We start from the raw sequence: 20,675 nt of genomic DNA, 5'->3' as shown, positions 1-20,675 counted from the left end.
AGTTTTCAGGTAGTCAAAAGGGCGGCCTCTATGGCCCCCCGAACTCATTGAGGGTCAATGGGATTCAGATAGTCGAGGGGCTGCCGCCGGGGCTCCTCTCACCATCAGAAAACCGCCAATGCCAAGAAGGAAGAACACCGCGCAGTAGTGAGCCGGCACAAACATGTCGCCTGTCGCGTGAATCAGCCACGTGAGTAGCGGAGGCGTCAGGCCGCCAAGCAGAGATGCGCCAATGTTGTACGAGAGAGATAGTGCTGTGGAGCGGACTTCGACGGGGAAGAGCTGGGCGGACAACGTTGATACCGGCCCCTGGAACGCTCCCATCAACGTCGCGAAGATGACTTCAGCGACCATGAGGGAGACGATGCCAGGTTGATTGATGACCCAGTAGAAGCACGGGTAGACCACGATCAGGAACAGCACGAGTGATGTCTTCAGGATGGCGGCTCCGCCGACGCGATCTGCCAGAAGTCCGAAGACAGGGATGACGGCCATTCGCACCAGTACCGCAACGACTAGAACGTTGAACGGGACGCTTGCTTTGAGCCCAAGATTGGCCACAGCGTAAATGGGAACGTAGGTGATCAGCACGTACCCCATGACGTTCAGTGCACCGCTGAGGGCGGTCGCGACAACGAGCTCGCGCGGATACTTCGCGATGGCAACCTTTAGGCTGCCTTTGTGCGCGCCTTTCGATTCCTTGAAATCCTCGGTTTCCGTCAGGTTCCGGCGCAAGTACATGCCGTACGGTCCGATGATGAGCCCAAGGACAAACGGAATACGCCATGCCCAGGCTTCCAGCTCGGCAGGAGAGAAAACATTGGTGAGAAGCGCCCCCATGCAGGCAGACACCAGCGATCCAAAGCACTGAGCAAACATTTGGAAGCTGCCGAATAGATTTCGGCGGTTCTCTGGCGCGTACTCGACGAGCAGTGCCGTCGCCGTCCCAAATTCACCGCCAGCTGAGATCCCTTGGAGAATTCGAGCAAGTACGACAAGAACCGTGGCTCCCACGCCAATCTGGGCGTAGGTTGGAGTGAAGGCTAATATCAACGTAGCGAGGGTCATCAGCATGATGACCAACATCAACGCCTGACGGCGGCCAACGCGGTCGGCATACATGCCGATCAAGATTCCGCCAATCGGACGAAAGATCAGGCCAGCGCCGGTCGTAGCAGTCACGAAGAGAATCGACGTGTACGTGTCAGCGGCTGGAAAGAATTGCTTCGAGATGAGTATTGACAGGAAGCCAAAGATGATGAAGTCGTACCACTCCAGCATATTGCCGATCGTCGAAGCGATGGCGCCGCGCCAATTTACCGATCGGGACTCGATTTGATAGATAGCCATTGCGCTGTTCCTTGATGTGTATGAGGTCGGCTGAGCAGGATCACTGCGCTTTCTTTTGCAATTCGTTCAGGTGGGATAGCAGCGCTGCATTCTGTTCGGGCAAACCGACCGAGATACGCAACCATTGCGGAAGGCCGTAGTTCGCAACTGGGCGTACGATCACGCCGCGCTTAAGCAGGTGCTGGTTCACGTCTGCGGCTGCCTCGCCGAAGCATGCAAGGATGAAGTTCCCGTAGGACTTGACGTAGGGAATGGACAAAGCGGTAAAGCCCGCTTCTAGTTGTGCGAGGCCGGCGAGATTCATGTGGAACGTCGTCTCGCAGAACTCCGTATCCTCAAGTGCGCCGATCGCAGCTGCTTGTGCAACATTGCTCACGTTGAACGCAGGGCGGACTCGATTGAGAAAATCGCAGACTTCGGGGCTGCTGATCGCATAGCCCACGCGAAGGCCAGCAAGTCCATAAGCCTTCGAGAACGTGCGCATCACTACGAGGTTCGGGTACGTTTTGACCCAAGCGATGCTGTCATAGCGCAGCGTATCCGGCAGATACTCGTTGTAGGCCTCGTCAAGCACGATCAGCACATCGCTAGGGACTCCTTTGATGAAGCGCTCAATTGATGCCGGTTCAAGGTAGGTGCCGGTGGGGTTGTTCGGGTTCGAAATGAACACCACGCTTGTATCGTCACGTACCGCTGCTGCCATCGCGTCGAGGTCGTGCCCGTAATCTCTGGCGGGAACTGCGATGCCTTGTGCGCCGGCTCGCAGCGTGGCCTGTGCGTACACCGTGAACGCATATTGCGAGTAGACCGACGAGCGGCCCGGAGCAAGAGAGATGCTCGCGACGAGTTCGAGCAGATCGTTCGAACCATTGCCGAGCGTGATGTTTTTCGGACTGACGTCGCATCGCTCCGCCAGCGTATGCTTCAAGTCAAACCCGTTCGGATCCGGGTACAGCCAAGACGTCTCTATGGCAAGCGTTGCGTTCGTTTTTGCGCGGGGAGACATGCCCAGCGGATTCTCGTTTGATGCAAGCTTGATGATGCTTGCCTCGTTGAGCCCGTACTCGCGCGCGAGCTCGCTGGTGGGTTTGCCTGCTTGGTAGGGGCGAGCCTGGAGGACGTTGGGGTTGATGCGTGTCATGCGATCTCTGCCTTATTGCTGTCAGCTAGGGCGTGCCACGGTGTGACGACGCTCACGTAGAGTGTGGGTCGGTGTCGAACACAGGGGGGGCTTTGCCCTATTGGCGTACGTCGGCCAGTCGTTGCTGGATGGTTATCGAGAACCATGTGCATAGCCGATGACGTCCGGTTTTAGGTGTGTCTCCAACGCGGCGCAGTTCACGCTTACGCGAGTGCGGCGCCTTGTTCGTTGAAATGTATGCCTCCGAGGTCATACAATCCAACAACGACAAAAAAACATTCCATAAAGTAATTTTATGAATCCGACCCTTCGACAACTGGAGGCTTTCTCCCTCGCATACCGCTTTGGGGTGTTGACGCGTGTAGGCGAGGAAATGTGTATTTCCCAACCTGCAGTCAGTGTCTTGATTCGTCAGCTGGAAGAGAATCTGGGGATGCGACTCTTCGATCGGACGTCGAGGTCGCTAAGACCCACGGTGGCTGCGGAAGCTCTTATTCCAACGGTTGAGCGCATGCTCCGTGACATGGATTCGCTAAAGGGGAGCGTCCAGGAACTGCTCACGAGAAGCCGGGGCCAATTGAATTTTGCGTCAACGCCATCGATTGCCGTGGCCATCGTTCCGGCGTTGGTGGCCGAGTACAAAGTGCTTTTTCCGAACATCGAGGTCCGGGTCGACGACGCCGGACCGGAGAGGCTGACCGCTGCAACGTTGGCTGGCGATATTGAATTCGGAATCGGTGTCGGCATCGGCCGTGGCGACGATCAACCCGACGGAATCACGCTTCAGTGCCTCGCGAAAGACCATCTTTGTGTCTTCTGTCGGAAGGATTCCGAACTCGGAGCATTGAAGCGAGTTCGTTGGGAGGACATATTGCACCTGCCTTGGATCAGCGCGAAATCCGGTACCGGTCTTCGGATGCTGATCGACGAGACGCTTTTCGGTTTGGGATTACGGAAGTCGCCGGACTATGAGGTTTCGTACATGGCCACCGGGCTTTCGATGGTCCAGGCTGGGTTGGGCGTCGCCATTTTTCCCGGCACGCTGCTAGCCACATACCCCCACCCGGATATCAAGGCCCACAAGCTCGTGGGGCCGATGGTACGGCGCGACATTCATCTGGTGACTAGGTCAGAGCATTCGCTGTCACCGGCTGCAGAGTCGTTTATCGAGCTATGGCATAAGCGCGTCGGCCCGGTCTGATGCTGTACGTAACCGTCGAATCCCACTTGCCCGGCGTAACACGATGAGTACTCGCGGTTCATCTTGATCTTTGGCACTTTTGACTCAGTGTAATCCCTAGCATCGCCTCCCTTCTGGGCATGTTCAGTCGCTCAATGCGGGGCACTTGCTCCGCTCTCTATATCCCACCTCTCTAGCCTGCTAGCACGCATTTGCGAGCGCTCAGGCGCTATCCAGTCCTCCTCTTCATGCGATTTGGCCGGTGCCGCCATCTCTGGTTGTCGCGCCGGTATCTGGCCATTTGCTCAATTTTTAATCTTGACAATTGGAGTTGAGTTCGTACAATGGACATAAATATCACGTGTTGGACACATGAGGTGTCCGACCAGGAGACGCAACATGCCGCACTTAGTCCCGATCCAACTCCAGTTCCGCATGTCCGAGGAGTTCTCCTTTTTCGTGTAGTTGCCAGCGGCGTGTCGTGTTGACCGCGAATGCCGACGGCAACCATCGTCCGTCGCTTCGGTCAGTTGGGCTCACAGGCACGCGCCGACGGCATGTCCTTTGAAATTTTGGAACGAAGCATGACAACCATCCCCATCACGCTGCTCTTCGCTGACGGCGTTACTCATCGATTCGATGCTGAACCGGGCGAGAAACTCGTCGACGCCGCATCTCGTTCCGGATTGAGCTTGCTCACCGATTGTTCGAACGGTCAATGCGGGACGTGTGCCGGTCAATGTGTGTCCGGTCAGGTCGAGCTCGATGATTACGATCCGAGCGTTTTGCCGGATGATGAGCGTGACGACGGGGCGATTCTCTGCTGCGTGACCCGCGTCACTGAGCCGGTTATCGTTGAGCTGCCTTATGACGCCAGCGAGGCCAGTGCAGAAGAAGCCGCGCCTCAGATCGGTCGTGTGCACTCGGTCACGCAAGTCGCGGATGAGACGCTTCGACTTGACGTCGATGTGGACACCGCTGTCGATTTTCTGCCCGGGCAGTATGTGAAGCTCAAGCCCGACGGTGTGGCCGAAACGCGCTCCTATTCCATGGCCAACGAATCAGGTCAGTCACGGCTGACGTTTTATGTTCGCATTGTTCCCGGTGGGTTGTTTTCGACGTGGCTCGCGACCAAAGCGAAACACGGAGATGCGATCGAAGTCAGCCCTCCCCGAGGCAGTTTTTTCCTTCGCGACGACGATCGGCCAAGGTTGTTTGTTGCGGGCGGAACCGGACTCGCGCCGTTCCTGGCAATGCTGCGTGCGATCGGTGCTGGACGTTACGAGCCAAGTCCTACGCGATTGATCGTTGGCGTCCGCACCGGCAAGCACTTCTTCGCGCAGGAAGAAATCGCCGCGTTGAAGGAGGCCTTCCCGCGGCTGGAAGTTCAGTACTCGGCGGAAGTCGACGCTATAAAAAATTGCCACGAGGGTTACGGCACCGATCTCATCGCTTCGACGAGTGTTGATCCGCGAACTCAGGTGTATCTCTGCGGGCCGCCGCCGATGGTCGAGGCGGGGCGAAACGCGATTGCAAAGGCTGGGCTGCGCAAAGGCGACGCGTTGTGCGAGCGCTTCGCGTGAACGAATTCAAGATGAGTTTCTAAATTATTACGGTGAGAGAGCGTATGAACTACGATGCCATGATTGACCCGGAACAAGGGGTGATTAGCCGCGAGATCTTTTCCGAGAAAGCGGTGTTTGACGAAGAGCTTGAGAAGGTATTCACCCGTGCTTGGCTTTTTGTTGGTCACGAAAGCCAGATTCCGAATCCGGGGGACTACTTCACGTCCCGCATGGGTACCGAGTCTGTGATTCTTGCGCGTGACAAGAAGCATCAGATTCACGTGTTCCTGAACTCGTGCCGCCATCGCGGCATGAAGGTTTGTCAATACGATCATGGCAACACGCAACTGTTCACGTGCCCGTATCACAGCTGGAGCTACACGACCGAAGGCAAGCTGTTCGGCGTGCCGCAGTTCAAAAACCTGTACGAAGGTTGCCTGCAGAAGGAAGATTGGTCGCTGATCGAAGTGGCGAAGCTGTGTAACTACAAGGGCACGATCTGGGCAACGTGGGACAAGGATGCGCCAGATTTCCTGACCTACCTTGGCGACGCGAAGACGCACCTTGACCTCGCACTGGACGGACGCGATGGCAGCGAAGGTGGTTCAGAAGTTCTGATGGGTGTCCACAAGTGGATCATTCCGTGTAACTGGAAGTTCGCAGCAGAGAACTTCCTTGGAGATACGTATCACAACGTTAGCCACCGCTCCGTCGATCTGATCGGCATTGGGCCGAGCGCGGAAGCGGGCGTCAAGGGCCGCCGCGACAACGAGCTCGAGCACGCGAAGCACGTGTGGGTAAACTTCCCGAGCGGTCACGGCGTTCACAGCGCGATCATGCCCGAGAACACGCCGTTCGTGAACACGTTCCAGAACGACCCAATCGTCGCGGAGTACTTCCGTCATTGCCACGAGGAGCGCCAACGCAAACTGGGCGACGACGCACGCCTTGTCCCCTTCGTTGGCACGATCTTTCCGAACGCGTCTTTCCACGGCAAGCAGCCGCGCTCGATCTGCGTGTGGCATCCGCATGGTCCGACGGCAACTGAAGCATGGCGCTTCTTCCTTGTCGACAAGAACGCTCCGCAGGAGGTGAAGGACTTCCTGCGCCACTACTACATGCGCTATTCCGGCCCGGCAGGTATGACCGAGCAGGATGATATGGAGAACTGGAACTACGCAACTGCCGGCAGCACGGGCGTGATCGCCAAGCGTTACCCGTACAACTATCAGCAGTCGATGGGCACGGCATTGGGCGCAGGGAAGGGGCCGGTCGAAGGCAATGTGAGCCTTCAGGTGAGCGAGGAGAATCCCCGTCAGTTCTATCGTCGCTGGAAGGACTACATGAACGGCGCGGACTGGGACACGCTTCTCGGCAAGAAAGACGAAGTTGCGGTCGTTCAAGGCTGACGAACGGAAATCATCATGCCAGTAACCATAGTAACAGGCGGTACCTTCGGGCTCGGGCAATCCATCGCGATTGACCTGGTCGAACGCGGGCATCAGGTGGTGGCGTTCGGACTTAGCGCAGCGCAGGTCTCGAGCACTGCTCGGGGCTTCGACGATTTGTTCGCGGAGCTCAAGGAACGGGGCCTTGCTGACAGAGTCGACGTCCTCGATGCCGATGTGTCTGATGCTGCAGCGGTGGACAGGGTGGTCGAGCACGCGATCACACGCTACGGCCAGGTCGATGGGCTTGTGAACAACGCGGCTATCGGTCCTTTGGGAACGGTCCTCGACACTGACGAGGCGCTATTCGATCGCATTTTTGCGGTCAATGTTCGCGGAACATACTTGACCAGCCGTGCTGTTATCCCGCACATGCGTGTGAACGGCGGCGGCTCAATCGTCAACATTGGATCGGGCGCTGGATATGGCAAGCCGAACATGGCTGCTTACGCGAGTTCGAAGGGTGCGATTCTCGCTCTGAGCTCTGCGATGGCGTATGACCATTTTCACGACCATATTCGTGTCAACGTGGCGATCCCGGGGGGCGGCGGCATCGTGTCCGGTATGAGCGTGGGGCGAGTAGGCGGCGACGAAGCCGTGTTCCGTCAGCGCGCCGTCGCCGGCACCGTCGCCGGTAGGCCGGCAAACGGCAAGGATCTGGCTAACGCCGTTGCGTTCCTTCTCTCCGACGAAGCGGCAACCATCTCGGGCTCTGTAATTGATGTCGGTTGTTTCGCCCATCAAGGCGGCCCCGTTTCCCCCAAACAATGAATGCATGGACGGATTCAAAAATGACCGAACTTGTGAATGAAAGCGAAGCGCCCCAGCAGGACGTGCGCATCACGCGGGACGCCAAATACTACGAGCTGAAGCGTGAGCTCGAAGAGCATCTCTATGACGAGGCCGAGATGCTTGACCAGCGTCGCTTCAATGAGTGGCTCGATACGCTCAGCGATGACCTCGTCTACTTCATGCCGATGACGTATAACGTCAAGTTTGGCGAGCACGCTGCCCGCGAAAAGACCAGTTTCGAGAAGGATATGAGCTGGTTCAACGAGGGCAAGTGGACGCTCACGAAACGAGCCGAGCAGATTCTGACCGGCGTTCACTGGGCTGAGGAGCCGCTCTCGCGCCTCTGCCGACTCGTAACGAACGTTCAGATCACCGGCATCAGCACGAACAGCGTCGGCCAGCAGGAAGTCGCGGTGCGCAGCCGATTCGTGACGTACCAGAACCGTTGCGAGTACGAGGAATACTACTTCACCGGCAAGCGCAATGACGTCTACCGTCGCGAAGGTGATGCGTGGAAGCTTGTGCGTCGCGAGATTGACCTCGGACAGACGGTGCTTCTCGCCAAGAACCTGACAATGTTTTTCTAACGAAGGTGAAATCATGATCAACTTCATGGAATTGCAGCCCGGTCAGAAGCTGGCTCTCAAGGAAGGAGCCGTAGCGGAAGTGATCGAAAACATCGGTGATGGCATCTGGGTGCAGGTGCGCTATCTCGAAGCGCCGAAATCGCCTTCACTCGTCGGCTCGGAAGAATTGCTGCACTGCGAGGAAGCTGTCGGTTTGGCCTGATCCAGACCGGCACCCTTGGCAGGCGCACTCGACCAAAGCGAAATCAGGCCCACTCGTAGAGCGGGCCTGATTTCATTGGGCTCCCGCCGGGCTAGTCCGGCTCGGCGATCGAGGCGATCAGCACGACTACGCTTTTAGAAGGCTCCCGAAACTAAGCGGAAACTATACGTTATCTCGCCTTCCGTCTAATGCAAAACGCAGCATAGGATGGTTTATGCGGGGGCAAAGCAATATGTGCAAATCTTATTGCCATCGGGATCTCTTACGTATGCCGCATAGGCGGTAGGGGTAAAATTCCGTGGCCCCGGTGCGCCTTCATCCCGTGCACCTTTCGCGATTGCGGCTTCATGGAAGGCATGTACTGCGGTCCGACTGGACGCTACGAAGCTGATAGTACCTCCGTTGGCATACGTGGAAGGCAAGCCGTTGCCTGGCTTGGTGACCATGAACTCAGGAGCGTCTATGCCCCACAGCGAGGCATTGTCTAGGTTTGCGACGCGCGCGATGCCAAGTGTCGCGAGTACGTCGTCATAGAATGCGCGAGCGCGCTCCAGATCATTCGTGCCGATAACAATATGGGTAAAGACTGACATTTTTAAATTTCCTTGGAGTTAAGAGATGAACAGGGCGTGGAAGAACGGGGTGGTGCAGGGCATTTACAGCACAAAATCTTGAATCGACATTGGCTTTAGAGAAGTGCTATTCGGGACGTTTCCGTGGAAGCGAATATGGTCTGCCATGAGGGAAGCGATAAAGAAGTAGCCGTGGTCGTAATCCTCATGCAGCCGCAGATTTAGGCTTTGCCCTACGTGAGCGCAGGCTTCCGCGAACGCGTCGGGCATGAGTTGCTCGTGCAGGTACTGATCCGATAACCCTTGGTCTATCAAAATTCCGTCTGGAAAAGGGGGGGACTTGCTTACGCATCAGTGCCGTCGCATCATGCTCTGCCCAAACGCTTCTGCTAACGCCGAGGTAGCCGGTCAAAGCCTTTTCTCCCCACGGGCACAGGGACGGCGCTGTGATTGGCGCGAAGGCCGACACCGAGCGGAAGCGCTCGGGATTCCGTTGTGCCAAGACTAGAGCGCCATGTCCGCCCATTGAGTGTCCGCAAATGCCCTCGCGGTCAGCGTCGCCAGGCAGCGCAGTGGTGACTAGGTGGAACAGTTCCTCGGCGATATAGCTTTCCATCCGCCAGTACCTGCTCCAGGGCGCCTCGGCGGCGTCCACGTAGAAGCCCGCACCGACACCGACGTCCCGCGCATCGGCCTCGCCCGGCACGTCGGCGCCGCGCGGGCTAGTGTCGAGCGCCACCAGCATCAAACCCTGCTCGACGGCAAAACGCTGCGCGCCGGCCTTGATCATGAAGGTGTCATCGGTACAGGTCAGACCGGCCAAGTAGAACATTACCGGTAGCTTTCCACCGTCCTGTGCTTGCGGCGGCAGGAACACGGCGAAGTGCATTGGCAATCCAATCTCTTTGGAGTCATGCCGGTAGAAGCGCTGCACATCGCCATGGCAGCCGTGTTGCGATATCAGTTCCATTTTGCGCGCCTTAGTACAGAACCACCGAGCGGATCGAATCACCGCGCTTCATTAGATCGAAGCCCTCGTTGACGCGGTCGAGCGGCAGGGTGTGCGTGATCAGATCGTCGATGTTCAACTTGCCTTCCATGTACCAGTCGACGATCCTCGGCACGTCGGTACGGCCACGGGCGCCGCCAAAGGCGGAACCCTTCCATTCGCGGCCCGTCACCAGTTGGAACGGCCGTGTCGAGATCTCCGCGCCGGCTTCGGCCACGCCGATGATGATCGACTTGCCCCAGCCCTTGTGGCAGCACTCCAGCGCCTGGCGCATGACCTGCGGATTGCCGATGCACTCGAACGAGTAGTCGGCGCCGCCATCGGTCAGTTGCACGATGGCGTCCACCACGTTCTCGACGTCCTTCGGATTGATGAAGTGGGTCATGCCGAACTTGCGTGCCATGGCTTCGCGGCCCGGGTTCAGGTCGACACCGATGATCTTGTCGGCGCCCACCATCTTGGCCGCCTGAATCACGTTCAGGCCGATGCCGCCCAGCCCGAACACCACCACGTTGGCGCCGGCTTCCACCTTGGCCGTGAACAGCACGGCGCCCACGCCCGTGGTCACGCCGCAACCGATGTAGCAGACCTTGTCGAACGGTGCGTCCGGACGAATCTTGGCCAGCGCGATTTCCGGCACCACGATGTGGTTGGCAAACGTCGACGTGCCCATGTAGTGGAAGATCGGCTTGCCGTCGATCGAGAAGCGCGACGTGCCGTCGGGCATCAGGCCCTTGCCCTGGGTGGGGCGGATGGCCTGGCACAGGTTGGTCTTGCGCGACAGGCAGAACTTGCACTGGCGGCATTCGGGCGTGTAGAGGGGGATTACGTGATCGCCCGGCTTCAGCGAGGTCACGCCGGGGCCCACGTCGGTGACGATGCCTGCGCCTTCATGGCCCAGGATGGCCGGGAAGATGCCTTCCGGGTCGGCGCCGGACAGCGTGTAGTAGTCGGTATGGCAGATGCCGGTGGCCTTGATTTCGACCAGCACCTCCCCGGCGCGCGGGGCTTCCAGGTCAACGGTTTCGATGGTCAGGCGGGCGCCGGCTTCCCAGGCGATTGCAGCTTTCGTCTTCATAAGTTTCGCGTGTCTAGAGTGTCAAAATTGGGAGGGCCTATCGACCAAGATACCGCTCGACGCGGTGTCGCAATCCTGGCACCGCAGCCGACCTGACCAATGCCGCCATGTCCACGTCTGCTGTCGATTGATGTACCGCTGCGTATAGGGATTGCTGCGCGTGGGACGAAAGCATGCCCACTTCCTTCATGTCACGTGCAAACATGTCAGCCCAGTCATCCTGCTCGGTGATGCGGGAAACCAGACCGATCTGGCTAGCTTCATCGGCGGGAATCTCGCGCACCGTTTGTAGGATTTCACGAGCCCGTTCGGAGCCGACGAGTGCGGAGAAGCGGCGTGTTCCGAGTACCAGGTCAAACAGCAGACCGGGCATGCGAAACTTTGCTTCCGACGTGGCATAACGTCTTTTACAGGCGGCGAACAGATCGACGCCGGCGCCAAAATTCTTCCCATGAGCGTACGCAACCGTCATGCAGCGAGAATGCGCAATCAGTTGCAGCATGGTTTCGATCCTGACCAACCGCAGGAGAAGGCTCGCGTCCGTTTCCTGGTTGAGGTTGCTCAGGTCGAAGCCCGCGCAGAAGTTGCGCCCCATGCCGCGGAAGGAGATAAGCCTGACATGCTCGTTGGCGTGGGCAAGTTGGATCGCGTCGATCAAAGCTTCAACAAGCTCTGAACACAGGGAATTCAACTTGTCGGGTCGATTCAGCGTGAGTGTGACAGAATCGGCGTTCTGATCGACGATCAGGGTGTCAGTCATTACGCGATCTCCTTACTAGACACTTCGGTTGCATCTAGAATCGTCGCGTTATGTTCTCCCAGCGCCGGCGGGGCACTGCGGATTGGCAGGTTCCTTCCGGAAAGGCGAATCGGCGAAGCAAAGGTGCGAGTCTCCACCCCATTGGGCAGCGTGAGAGGCTGGACCCACTGCATGTACTCCACTTGTTCGTCGGCCAGTACATCGGAGTAACTGTTGATCGGCGCGCACGGCACGCCCGCCGCTCGAAACCGCTCCAGCCACGTAGCTGCGTCCTCCCGAATGAACTCGGCTTCTAGTAGTGTGCGAAGTTCCATCTGATGATTTGCGCGCAGCGTGGGACTGGCGAAACGGCCATCAGCCAGCCATTCATCGCGCGACATGACGCCACATACCGAGCGCCATAGCGCGTTGTTCCCGGCTGCCATGCCAAAGTAGCCGTCGCGACAGGCAAACACTTGATACGGCGCATTGCGTGGGTGAGCGCTCCCCAGTTTGACCGGATCGCGACCACTGCCGAAGAACTCAGACGTCTGCAAGGCAGCAATGCCAAGTGTGGCACCGAGCATAGAGATATCGACATGCGTTCCCTTGCTGGTTGCGCTGGCCTGCTTGTATGCGCAGACGATGGCAAATGCAGCGTAGAGCCCGGCCGAGAAATCTGCGATCGGCACCCCGCACTTCACGGGCGGTCCTCCTGGTTCGCCTGTCACGCTCATGATGCCACTCATTGCCTGCAGGGTCAGGTCGAAGCCCCCCTCGCTGGCGCGCGGGCCGGCTTGGCCGTAGGCGGAGATCGAGCAGTAGACCAATTGCGGATTGCGCTGGCGCAGAGCCTTATAACCTAGCCCTAGCCTATCCATGACGCCGGGCCGGTTGTTCTCGACGAGGATGTCCGCGGAGTCGATCAGTTCCAACACCCGCGAAAGATCGGCCGGAGCCTTCAGATCGAGGGTCACCGAACGCTTGTTCCGATTCAGGGAGGCAAAGTTCTCGCTGTAGCCGGCCGAAATGGGTGGCCAACTCCGCAACGTATCGCCGCCTTCCGGATGTTCGATCTTGATGACATCTGCGCCCATGTCTGCAAGCAGCATGGCGCAATATGGGCCCGCAGCCACATTGCAGATCTCGATCACTCGCAAGCCTTCCAGAGGGAGGGTCTGTTGTCCTGGGTTAGTCATCGCTTTAGTCCTGAAGTGGGTTGAAGAGTGCTGCCGGCGGCGCCAATTTCCGTACCGCCGGGAGGAATCGGTCAGGCGCCGACATGCGGCACGATCAGGAGGTACAGCAATCCGAAAAAGGTACCCGCGGTGATGAAGCTGACCAGCGTGAAGCCCAGCACTCGCTGTACACCTACGCCAGCGATAGCGACGACGGGGATGGCCCAGAAAGGCTGCAGTAGACTTCCGGCCAATTCACCTGTGGCGACGGCCATCGATGTGCCTGCCAGGGTCGAACCAAGTTGTTGGGCCGCCGGGATCGTGAAAGGACCTTGCACTGCCCAGTGGCCACCACCACTAGGAATGAAGATGGTAATAATGATGGAGCCAAGGTAGCTCCAAAAAGGCAGGGTATCGGTGGTGGCGAAGCGGATGAACGATGCAGAAGCGACTTCCGCCAGACCGGTGGCATGCATGATCCCCATGATGCCGCCGTAAAAGGGATACTGCAGCAGCATAGGGCCCGTCACCTTCGCCGCGTCCGTTACCGCATGAACATAGGCGCCAGCGCTGCCGTGCAGGCACAACCCGGCGAGCAAGAAGATGAAGATAACGGTATTGATATCCAACTGTATGCCGTTCGCGCTCCAATGTTGCCCGAGGTAAGCTGCACCTGCCACCACAAACACCAATGCGCACAGTCGGGACCGTTCCAGCAAGCCGGCGAGGCAATCGCGCCGCTTGGGAGCAGAAACGGCGGCTTCGCTGGCCTCGATTGCTTTCGGATCGGCGGCAATTGTGTCGCTGTCTGACGGACGCATCATCATGAACACAAACGGCAGCAGTAGCGTGGCGATAAGTCCCGCCGCCAGACTCCATCCTGAAAACACGGTATGGGCAAGCGGCACTACGGCACCGGTATGTTGCTCGACGATATTAAGCGGGTTCCCCGGTGATGCGATGGACAGGGCGATCGAGCTGGACATACCAGTAAAGGCCCATAGAACCCAAGCCGTGTAGCCCGCAGCGACGAGCCACGCGAAGTCGACGCGTACCCGCTTGGCGACTTCCTTGGCTAGCATCGCGCCAACGACAAGCCCGAATCCCCAGTTGAGGAACGTGGCGAAGGCGCCCACGATCGAGACCAACGCGACCGCTGAGAGCGGCCCCGTGGCGAGCATGGTGAGACGTTGCAAGCCGCTCCGAATGATGGGAGCACTGGCCAAGGCGTACCCAGTGACTAGCACTAGTACCATCTGGAAAGCGAAGGTAAAAATGCCGAAAATTCCTTTGTACCAGCCGGACAAAATATTGCTGATCGAGCCGCTGGGAGCGAAGACGGCTGCGCAGCCCGCCGTCATCGCCGTCAGCAAGATCACGATCACGAACGGGTCAGGCATCAGCCGCTCAAACAGATAGACGCACGACCCGATTGCGCGCTGCATCCATGTCTTTTGCGACAGGGGCCGTGACAGGCCGATTTCATTTGCTTCCATGATGTGTCTCCTCATCAGAGGGTTGCGGGCCCATATCGGGCCTCTGTAATCTGTGGCGCAATGCTTTAGGCCGCGGCTTCGGCGGGCTGGGGATGAATGGGGATAATGACCTTCTCCTCCTGGCGCTCCTGCCGCTGCATGCCCAAGAGGATCTGTCGGGCGCGGCGCAGTGCCTTGTCCGTTTTCAGGAAGAGTTCGGAGTAGTCGTCGTCCGGGTAGTCAAACATCTTCTGTTGCCGCTCCAAGGCCCACTGGTCCTGCGCGACCACCTCGGGGAACATCTCCGCGACTTTGTGGGCCGTGAGGGTGCTGGTGTCGCTCAGCGTTGTATGTCCCTTCGTGCAGGAGACATTCCAGCGCCACACGAGGTTTGCCTCGTCGACGGGGTAGTGGAGATGCAAAATCGTATAGCCACGCTCCATTGCGGTGCCAAGCTGGCCCTCCGGTGCAACGCGCATTTCTACGCGGGTCAGGCCGGGGGTCACCATGCAGTGTGTGTGCAGGCGTTCCACCTCGTCGTAATGGAACCACTCGCGCAGATAGGGCGGCTGCCGGTAGCCATGCACATGACGGATGGTCTTGACATAGTCGCAGCCCCCGACATTGCCTTCTTCGAGTTGTACGGGAATCAGGCTGTTTGCCTTGTCGCCGATATTGCCATCGTGGAGTGGATAAAAGTGCGTGATATCAAGGAGGTTCTCGATCAGCAGCAAGTAGTTGGCCGGCACTTCCAGTGGCTGCGGCGAGCCCACGGCATCCTTGTCCACGGAAGTCACTTCGGGCGTGCGAGGTGGTTCAATATCCGTGGCGGCCTTCTGCTCGCCGGGCCATACCCATACCACGCCGTCAGTTTCCCGCACTGGTACGACATGCAGACGGGCCTGCGGTGGAATCTTGCCTGGTTGCGAGGGAATTTCCACGCACTGGCCGCTCGTGTCATAGCAAAGACCATGGTATGCGCATTCGAGGCGACCGTCGTCAAGAAGCTTGCTCTGAGAGAGCGGGAAGCGCTTGTGACAGCAGCGATCGTCAAACGCGACCATTTCGCCGTCGCGGGTTCGCCATATCACGATGGGCTTGCCCGCAACCTTGAAACCCTTGAGCTCTTGCGCGGGAAATTCCCGCGAGAAACCGATCGGGTACCAGCAATTCTTCACAAATTCAAATTTGCTCATGTCTATGGTCTCCTCGTCTTCTGGGGGTAAAAAGCTTGAAGCGATCGCTCGCCTACAGGTCAAGCGTCAACTTTTCGCTTCGGGCGCGGCAGCAGCAGATCATGACGAACTCCTGCTGGTCGTCCTCGTCGAGGACACTGTCGCGATGGATGGGGTCACCGTCCAGATAGCGCGTCATGCATGTGCCGCAGTAGCCTTCCTCGCACGAGACGTCGACGTCGACTGAGTTTTCACGCAGGATCTGGACGATGGTTTTCCCCGGGGGCACCGTAAAGGTCTTACCGCAGCGGGCGAGGCAGATGTCGAATGACGCTTCTGGAGCGGGCGGGACAGTATTGGTATGTGGTGGAGGCGCCGAGAAGCGCTCGCAGTGCCGTGTATTTGGTGCCCAGTGAGCGGAACTGGCGTCAACGGCGTCCATGAAACGTGATGGGCCGCAGTAGTAGAGATGCGCGCCAGTCGGCTGTTCGCGCAGCACAACGCCCAGGTCAAGTCCCTTTGCAGGATCGCCCTCGTCATGATGGATCACGGCCACGCCGGCCTTCACGAGGGGGAGAAATTCCTCAAGGAACGCTGTACGTTCTGGTGAGCGCGTGCAGTAATACAGTTGAAAAGTGTCACCTCGCGCTAGCGCGGCGGTCATCATTGAACGAATAGGCGTGATGCCGATACCGCCGGCCACGAAGACATGGTGTGTCGCCGCACTCGCTAAAGGAAAGTGATTGCGAGGCGCTGAAATGAGGACTTGGTCTCCGGCGGAAAGTTGGTGCATTTCCACGGAGCCGCCGCGCCCGGCATGATCCTTCAGTACCGCGATGACGTAGTGGCTGACATCGGCGGGATCGCTGCAGATCGAATACTGGCGAATGAGGCCTGACGGAAGGTGTACGTCGAGATGGGCGCCGGCGGAGAAAGCGGGCAACGACGCGCCAGTCGAGTTCACTAACTCAAATGCACAGATGTCGGCACCGAGCTTGCGAATTGAACGGATCGAAACGGGGTATTTGCCAACGGCTGTTATCCCGTGGGGAATTGCAGTCGGTCGTTCGACTATGAGGTCCATCGCGGTCTCCTGAAGGCTTGCTCAACCGGCCGAAGGCGGCGGCGAGATCATCTGAGTTGCTTTAAGCCTAGGAGGTGCGACAGCTTGATTCAAACGATATATTTCTACAAAATCACATCTAATAAATTGATGTGTTGCGTCGCCTGCTTGTGCACAGGGGCCATGCAGTACATCCGGCTACTTCTTCCGGAACATACTGACTCTCTGCGCGATCTCGGCGATCGCACTGGGAAGGGAGTAGGTATGCTCGGGGGATACCGCCGCGACAAACTCCACGGGTTCAAACGGGTTGGTAACTTCAATGATCTCCAGCGAGCCTTCTTCGAGTTCCCGCCGGAAATTGGGCTGCGGCAGATATGTCACGCCCATACCTGCCATCGCCAGAGAAGCTGCGACTCCCATGCTTTTGCATCGCGCCAAGTAGTGGCAATGCGCGTGATCGCGCAGGAACCATGCATCAATTGCAGCGCTGTGGAACGACTGAGGCTTGAGCCCAATGATCGGATATTGAGCCAGGTCGGCCGGCGTATGCTCCTCTCGTATCGACACCATTCCCGGACGGGCCATCCAGGCGAAATCCACGTTCCCAAGAGACAGCGCAGACACATCATGCATCCGCGTGTAGCCGGGGGCGAGTACCAAGTCGAGTTCTCCCTGCGCAAGCGAGTCCATTAGATCGCTAGTGAGCGCCTCGTCGATCTCCAGCCGGACTTGCGGATACTCGTACGCGATTGTCTTGATCAACGCAGGAAGCCAGGAGATGGATACGACCTCCGCGACGCCCATTCGGATGGTGCCGCTCACGGAGTCAGGAGCCGCGACACGATGAGAGAGTTCCGAAGATAAATTCAGAATTCGCGTCGCATAGTCCAATACCTCACGGCCGCGCGGGGTCAGTCGAGCCTTACGCTGAGTTCTGTCGAACAGCTCCACGCCCAGACTTCGCTCCAACTCACGCAATCTCATCGAGACGGTAGATTGCGTTGCGCAAAGCCGTTCCGCGGCGGGCGCGAACCCGTCGAGCTGAACGATCCAGTAGAACGTTTCAAGTTGCTGTAGAGTCAAGGCTGGCTGCCGGGAGTAAATCCGTTCTCATAGCATACAGGCATCCGCGACGAGCATTTCGAAGACCTTGATACCAATGGCGGGCGGATCGGCGTGAAGGACTTGCTATGAATGTGGGACGACCTGATAGCGTCCGCTAGCGACGCGACCGACAACTTCTAGCCGGCGCACGGCCGCCGGCCGATGCCACTATGGTGCCGAGGTCACCGGGTCAGTCGAACGAGCTCGAAACTTTGCACAGAGCCGCGATTTCCTCCAGAATTTTTGCGGACGAGCGTTTAGCATAAATAACGGTAAAGGGCATATCTACGCCTGGAGGTTCAGTTGGGAGTTGCGTGAGTTCCCCTGAAGCGATCGAGTCTTCAAAGATCCTTTCGGGCAATAAACTTATGCCAACACCAGCGACGGTGAGCGACTTTACGGCAGCTAAACTGTTGCAAGACGTTCCCCGCTGCCGTTTGATGGTCGGCAGACCGAGCCATCGATTAGTTATTTGTGTGGTGTACGAATCTGTGCCTTGGTAGATGATGGGGAGTTTGCGGAGATCACGGGCATTGAGAGTACCTTCGGGTAACTCGAAATTCGATCCGCACATCCAGTAAAAATGTACATTTCCCACATGTGAAGCACATAACTCAACGTCGGAAGTAGGTCCTGCAATAACGGCTATATCCAATTCTCCGCTTCGAATTCCTTCCAGAAGAAATGGATTGAGGCCGACAGCGAATTCCAGAAGTACCCCGGGATACTCTTTGCGAACAAGCTTTGCAAAATGAGAAAGCCAAGTCAATGCAACGAGTTCCGCGACGCCGACCCGTACCACTCCTGTCATCAAATTCGTGGACGCAATTTGATCTTTGATCTCAGCGAATAAGTCTGACACTTGCTGCGCATATGCGATCAGGTCTCTACCTTTTGGCGTCAGGTGGACTTGACGTTGCGAGCGGTCAAACAGCGCAACGCCAAGCGCTTCCTCCAATTCCTGGATTCTGGCCGAGATAGTCGATTGCGTGACATGAAGGCGCTCCGCTGCGGCGGCAAAGCTTCCTAATTTTGCAATCATCAGAAAACTCTCTAACTGCTTCGTGTTCACTTCAGCATAACTCCCATGTGATCGTTGGCCAGCTTGATCATTCGGCACAGCTCGCAAGGTGGCCTTGTCCGCTATCCGGCGCGTTTGAGTTCATCGGTCTCGTCGAACCCGAGGGGGGGAACTACGTATGTGGCCGCGAAATTCACTCTCCCAAAATTTGTCGGTTCGACGCCATGAACATCTTGCCGAGTGCCCCGATAACGGTGAACAGTGAGCAACGTCATGAGAAGAACGTATGCGACGAGCGACGTCGAGGCAGATCGCAGGTTCGGATACTGGCAGTAAGCCGCATCTGGCTACATGCTTGCGGCGAAGCGCCGCGCGGATGACGTCGCAAGTTGCGAAGGCACCTTTTCCGTCGAGCAGGTGGGGCATTGAATGTTAGCGTCTATTCCGCTCGGCTGCACTATTGGTCTCGAACGGACTTTCATGTTTGGCGTTATCCCGACGATCACATCTGGCCCGCGTAACTCGGTGGGAGATGCAGGTCGCTCCGTTGGTCAACTGGTGTTGGATCAGGTTGAATATGCCAACGTTATTCTCGTGAGCCGGTGTGACCTCGTCGCTGATGACGAGCGCGCGAGCCTCTCAGCAACCTTGGCTGTGTTCCATCCTGCGGCGAGGATTTATCCAATGATAATGGGCGAGGTTGAGCTGGAAAGCATCATGAATACAGGCTTATTCGGCGCTGCGGCTCTAGTCAATTCGCCCGGCTGGCGCCGCGCCATGGACGACGAGGAAGATCTGGAATCTGAGGTCAAGACCTTCGGCGTACTGTCGACGGTGTATCGCGCCCGCGTGCCGGTCCATCCTTTGCGCGTTCTCCAGCTCCTGGGGAGCGGGTGGGGAATGGTCGCCAACTTTGGTGCAAAGGCTACTTTTGGGTCTGGAGTCGATTCTTGGACACAGGGCTGCATGACCCATGCCGGCTCGAAATGAAGTGGGGGTATGTCGGTCGATGGGGGCGATGCATCGGTCAAGAGCAATGGCCATCCGACGACTGCCGACGTCATGCCATTCTCAAAAGTGGGACGACGGCGTCGCCGACTGTCGCCAAGAGCTGGTTCTCATTGACCAAGGCATCGATGTCGCGCTTCCGCATCGGGACTTGGACGCCTGCCGATTGCCGACTCAAGAAATCGCCTTGGGCCTGACGTTTGGACCGGACTGAACGGTGCAGTTGCGTTCGATGCGCGGGCTTTATCTTGACCGGGTTTACCCGAAGGAGTGAACAAAAGATAACAAGTGAGTGCAAAAAGAGACGTGTCGGGATTGTTGGCCTTCGAAAAAATCGATCGATAGACAATGGTTTTTTTCGTTTGAATCGATGAGTGGCGCGTACCAGAATGGCATCACACGAACAAGGAGACATTCATGGACACGTCCCCCAACACCAACGCTGTCGATCTTCGCCGTTTCGCCGGTCGCTTTCCTACGGGAGTCGCGGTTATCACCACGCGAGACAGCGAGGGCAAGTCCCACGGTATTACGATGAGTGCGGTCACGTCCTTGTCGTTGACCCCACCCCTCTTTCTCATCTGCCTCAACAACGCTTCGAACACGCTCGGCGCCATCACACTCAGCGGCCACTTCTGCATCAACTTTCTGGCTTCTGAGCAAACCGACATCTGCAAGATCTTTGCCTCGAAGAGCGAGGAGAAATTTCAGAATGTTCGCCATACGATCGGCGCCGTTGGCAGCCCGCTGATTGACGGGGCACTCGCTCAAGGTGAGTGCATTGTCGAAAACACCATTTCCGAAGGCGACCACACCATTGTCGTCGGTCGGCTCGAACGCACGCACGTCCACGACAGGGAACCGCTGGTGTACTACGGCGGGCAGTTCACCGCGCTCGCTGAGTTCGAAGCAGCCTAATTCCGTTACGCGACGGTCTTCCCTAATCACGCCCCGGAAATGACGGGGCGGGGAGACGCGCATCCAA

19 protein-coding genes and 1 pseudogene are annotated in these 20,675 nt (G+C 57.8%); 8 read left to right on the top strand and 12 right to left on the bottom strand.

The window, feature by feature from the left end; genetic code table 11:
- Nucleotides 1-54: 54 nt before the first annotated feature.
- Together ACE3UG_RS09230 and hisC are read right to left on the bottom strand one after the other, a co-directional pair.
- Nucleotides 55-1,350: an MFS transporter gene (locus ACE3UG_RS09230; RefSeq protein WP_374622640.1), complete on the bottom strand. Its 1,296-nt coding sequence runs from the start codon at nt 1,348-1,350 to the stop codon at nt 55-57.
- 40 nt (nt 1,351-1,390) lie between these two features.
- Complete coding sequence (gene hisC, locus ACE3UG_RS09225; RefSeq protein WP_374622637.1) at nt 1,391-2,491, bottom strand: histidinol-phosphate transaminase; 1,101 nt, start codon at nt 2,489-2,491, stop codon at nt 1,391-1,393.
- A 295-nt stretch (nt 2,492-2,786) separates the two neighbouring features.
- Between hisC and ACE3UG_RS09220 the strand changes: the two genes are divergently transcribed.
- The 6 genes from ACE3UG_RS09220 (at nt 2,787) to ACE3UG_RS09195 (ending at nt 8,265) form a co-directional block, all read left to right on the top strand.
- The gene (locus ACE3UG_RS09220) at nt 2,787-3,692 is read left to right on the top strand and encodes a LysR family transcriptional regulator (RefSeq protein ID WP_374622634.1); all 906 of its coding nucleotides are present in this window, start codon (nt 2,787-2,789) and stop codon (nt 3,690-3,692) included.
- 473 nt (nt 3,693-4,165) lie between these two features.
- Nucleotides 4,166-5,254, top strand: a complete 1,089-nt coding sequence (locus tag ACE3UG_RS09215; RefSeq protein ID WP_374622631.1) for a 2Fe-2S iron-sulfur cluster-binding protein — start codon at nt 4,166-4,168, stop codon at nt 5,252-5,254.
- Between the two features lie 44 nt (nt 5,255-5,298).
- Complete coding sequence (locus tag ACE3UG_RS09210; RefSeq protein WP_374622628.1) at nt 5,299-6,645, top strand: aromatic ring-hydroxylating dioxygenase subunit alpha; 1,347 nt, start codon at nt 5,299-5,301, stop codon at nt 6,643-6,645.
- Between the two features lie 15 nt (nt 6,646-6,660).
- Nucleotides 6,661-7,455 carry an SDR family NAD(P)-dependent oxidoreductase gene (locus ACE3UG_RS09205; RefSeq protein WP_374622626.1) on the top strand — a complete coding sequence of 265 codons (795 nt, stop codon included), beginning with the start codon at nt 6,661-6,663 and terminating at the stop codon, nt 7,453-7,455.
- Between the two features lie 20 nt (nt 7,456-7,475).
- On the top strand, nt 7,476-8,063 hold the full coding sequence (locus ACE3UG_RS09200) for a 3-phenylpropionate/cinnamic acid dioxygenase subunit beta (protein WP_374622623.1): 588 nt from the start codon (nt 7,476-7,478) through the stop codon (nt 8,061-8,063).
- Nucleotides 8,064-8,076: 13 nt separating this feature from the next.
- A complete protein-coding gene (locus tag ACE3UG_RS09195; RefSeq protein WP_278646460.1) occupies nt 8,077-8,265 on the top strand; it encodes a hypothetical protein in 189 nt (62 codons plus the stop codon).
- A gap of 212 nt (nt 8,266-8,477) precedes the next feature.
- On the opposite strand, the gene ACE3UG_RS09190 is transcribed toward ACE3UG_RS09195, so the two are convergent.
- From ACE3UG_RS09190 to ACE3UG_RS09145, 10 genes and pseudogenes are all read right to left on the bottom strand, one after another.
- Nucleotides 8,478-8,858, bottom strand: coding sequence for a VOC family protein (locus ACE3UG_RS09190; protein WP_374622620.1), 381 nt, complete (start codon nt 8,856-8,858; stop codon nt 8,478-8,480).
- 63 nt (nt 8,859-8,921) lie between these two features.
- Nucleotides 8,922-9,807: pseudogene (gene fghA / locus ACE3UG_RS09185) on the bottom strand (S-formylglutathione hydrolase).
- A 10-nt stretch (nt 9,808-9,817) separates the two neighbouring features.
- A complete protein-coding gene (locus ACE3UG_RS09180; RefSeq protein ID WP_374622617.1) occupies nt 9,818-10,924 on the bottom strand; it encodes an S-(hydroxymethyl)glutathione dehydrogenase/class III alcohol dehydrogenase in 1,107 nt (368 codons plus the stop codon).
- 37 nt (nt 10,925-10,961) lie between these two features.
- The gene (locus ACE3UG_RS09175; protein WP_374622614.1) at nt 10,962-11,684 is read right to left on the bottom strand and encodes an enoyl-CoA hydratase/isomerase family protein; all 723 of its coding nucleotides are present in this window, start codon (nt 11,682-11,684) and stop codon (nt 10,962-10,964) included.
- The gene (locus ACE3UG_RS09170; RefSeq protein ID WP_374622612.1) at nt 11,684-12,862 is read right to left on the bottom strand and encodes a CaiB/BaiF CoA transferase family protein; all 1,179 of its coding nucleotides are present in this window, start codon (nt 12,860-12,862) and stop codon (nt 11,684-11,686) included. Before ACE3UG_RS09170 ends, ACE3UG_RS09175 begins: the two co-directional genes overlap by 1 nt.
- Before the next feature lie 71 nt (nt 12,863-12,933).
- On the bottom strand, nt 12,934-14,337 hold the full coding sequence (locus ACE3UG_RS09165; RefSeq protein WP_374622609.1) for a TIGR00366 family protein: 1,404 nt from the start codon (nt 14,335-14,337) through the stop codon (nt 12,934-12,936).
- 65 nt (nt 14,338-14,402) lie between these two features.
- The gene (locus ACE3UG_RS09160; protein ID WP_374622606.1) at nt 14,403-15,512 is read right to left on the bottom strand and encodes a Rieske 2Fe-2S domain-containing protein; all 1,110 of its coding nucleotides are present in this window, start codon (nt 15,510-15,512) and stop codon (nt 14,403-14,405) included.
- Nucleotides 15,513-15,564: 52 nt separating this feature from the next.
- Nucleotides 15,565-16,575 carry a 2Fe-2S iron-sulfur cluster-binding protein gene (locus tag ACE3UG_RS09155; RefSeq protein WP_374622602.1) on the bottom strand — a complete coding sequence of 337 codons (1,011 nt, stop codon included), beginning with the start codon at nt 16,573-16,575 and terminating at the stop codon, nt 15,565-15,567.
- A 177-nt stretch (nt 16,576-16,752) separates the two neighbouring features.
- Nucleotides 16,753-17,640: a LysR family transcriptional regulator gene (locus ACE3UG_RS09150; protein WP_374622600.1), complete on the bottom strand. Its 888-nt coding sequence runs from the start codon at nt 17,638-17,640 to the stop codon at nt 16,753-16,755.
- Between the two features lie 211 nt (nt 17,641-17,851).
- Nucleotides 17,852-18,733, bottom strand: coding sequence for a LysR family transcriptional regulator (locus ACE3UG_RS09145; protein ID WP_374622598.1), 882 nt, complete (start codon nt 18,731-18,733; stop codon nt 17,852-17,854).
- Between the two features lie 378 nt (nt 18,734-19,111).
- On the opposite strand from ACE3UG_RS09145, the gene ACE3UG_RS09140 reads away from it, so the two are divergent.
- Both ACE3UG_RS09140 and ACE3UG_RS09135 read left to right on the top strand, forming a co-directional pair.
- Nucleotides 19,112-19,672: a hypothetical protein gene (locus ACE3UG_RS09140; RefSeq protein ID WP_374622595.1), complete on the top strand. Its 561-nt coding sequence runs from the start codon at nt 19,112-19,114 to the stop codon at nt 19,670-19,672.
- A gap of 435 nt (nt 19,673-20,107) precedes the next feature.
- Nucleotides 20,108-20,608, top strand: a complete 501-nt coding sequence (locus ACE3UG_RS09135) for a flavin reductase family protein (protein ID WP_374622592.1) — start codon at nt 20,108-20,110, stop codon at nt 20,606-20,608.
- Nucleotides 20,609-20,675: the final 67 nt, after the last annotated feature.

It is taken from the genome of Pandoraea sp. (assembly GCF_041919235.1).
Classification (GTDB): Bacteria; Pseudomonadota; Gammaproteobacteria; order Burkholderiales; family Burkholderiaceae; genus Pandoraea.
Note: the sequence above shows the minus strand (reverse complement) of the source record. Positions and strands in the feature narration are given on the sequence as shown.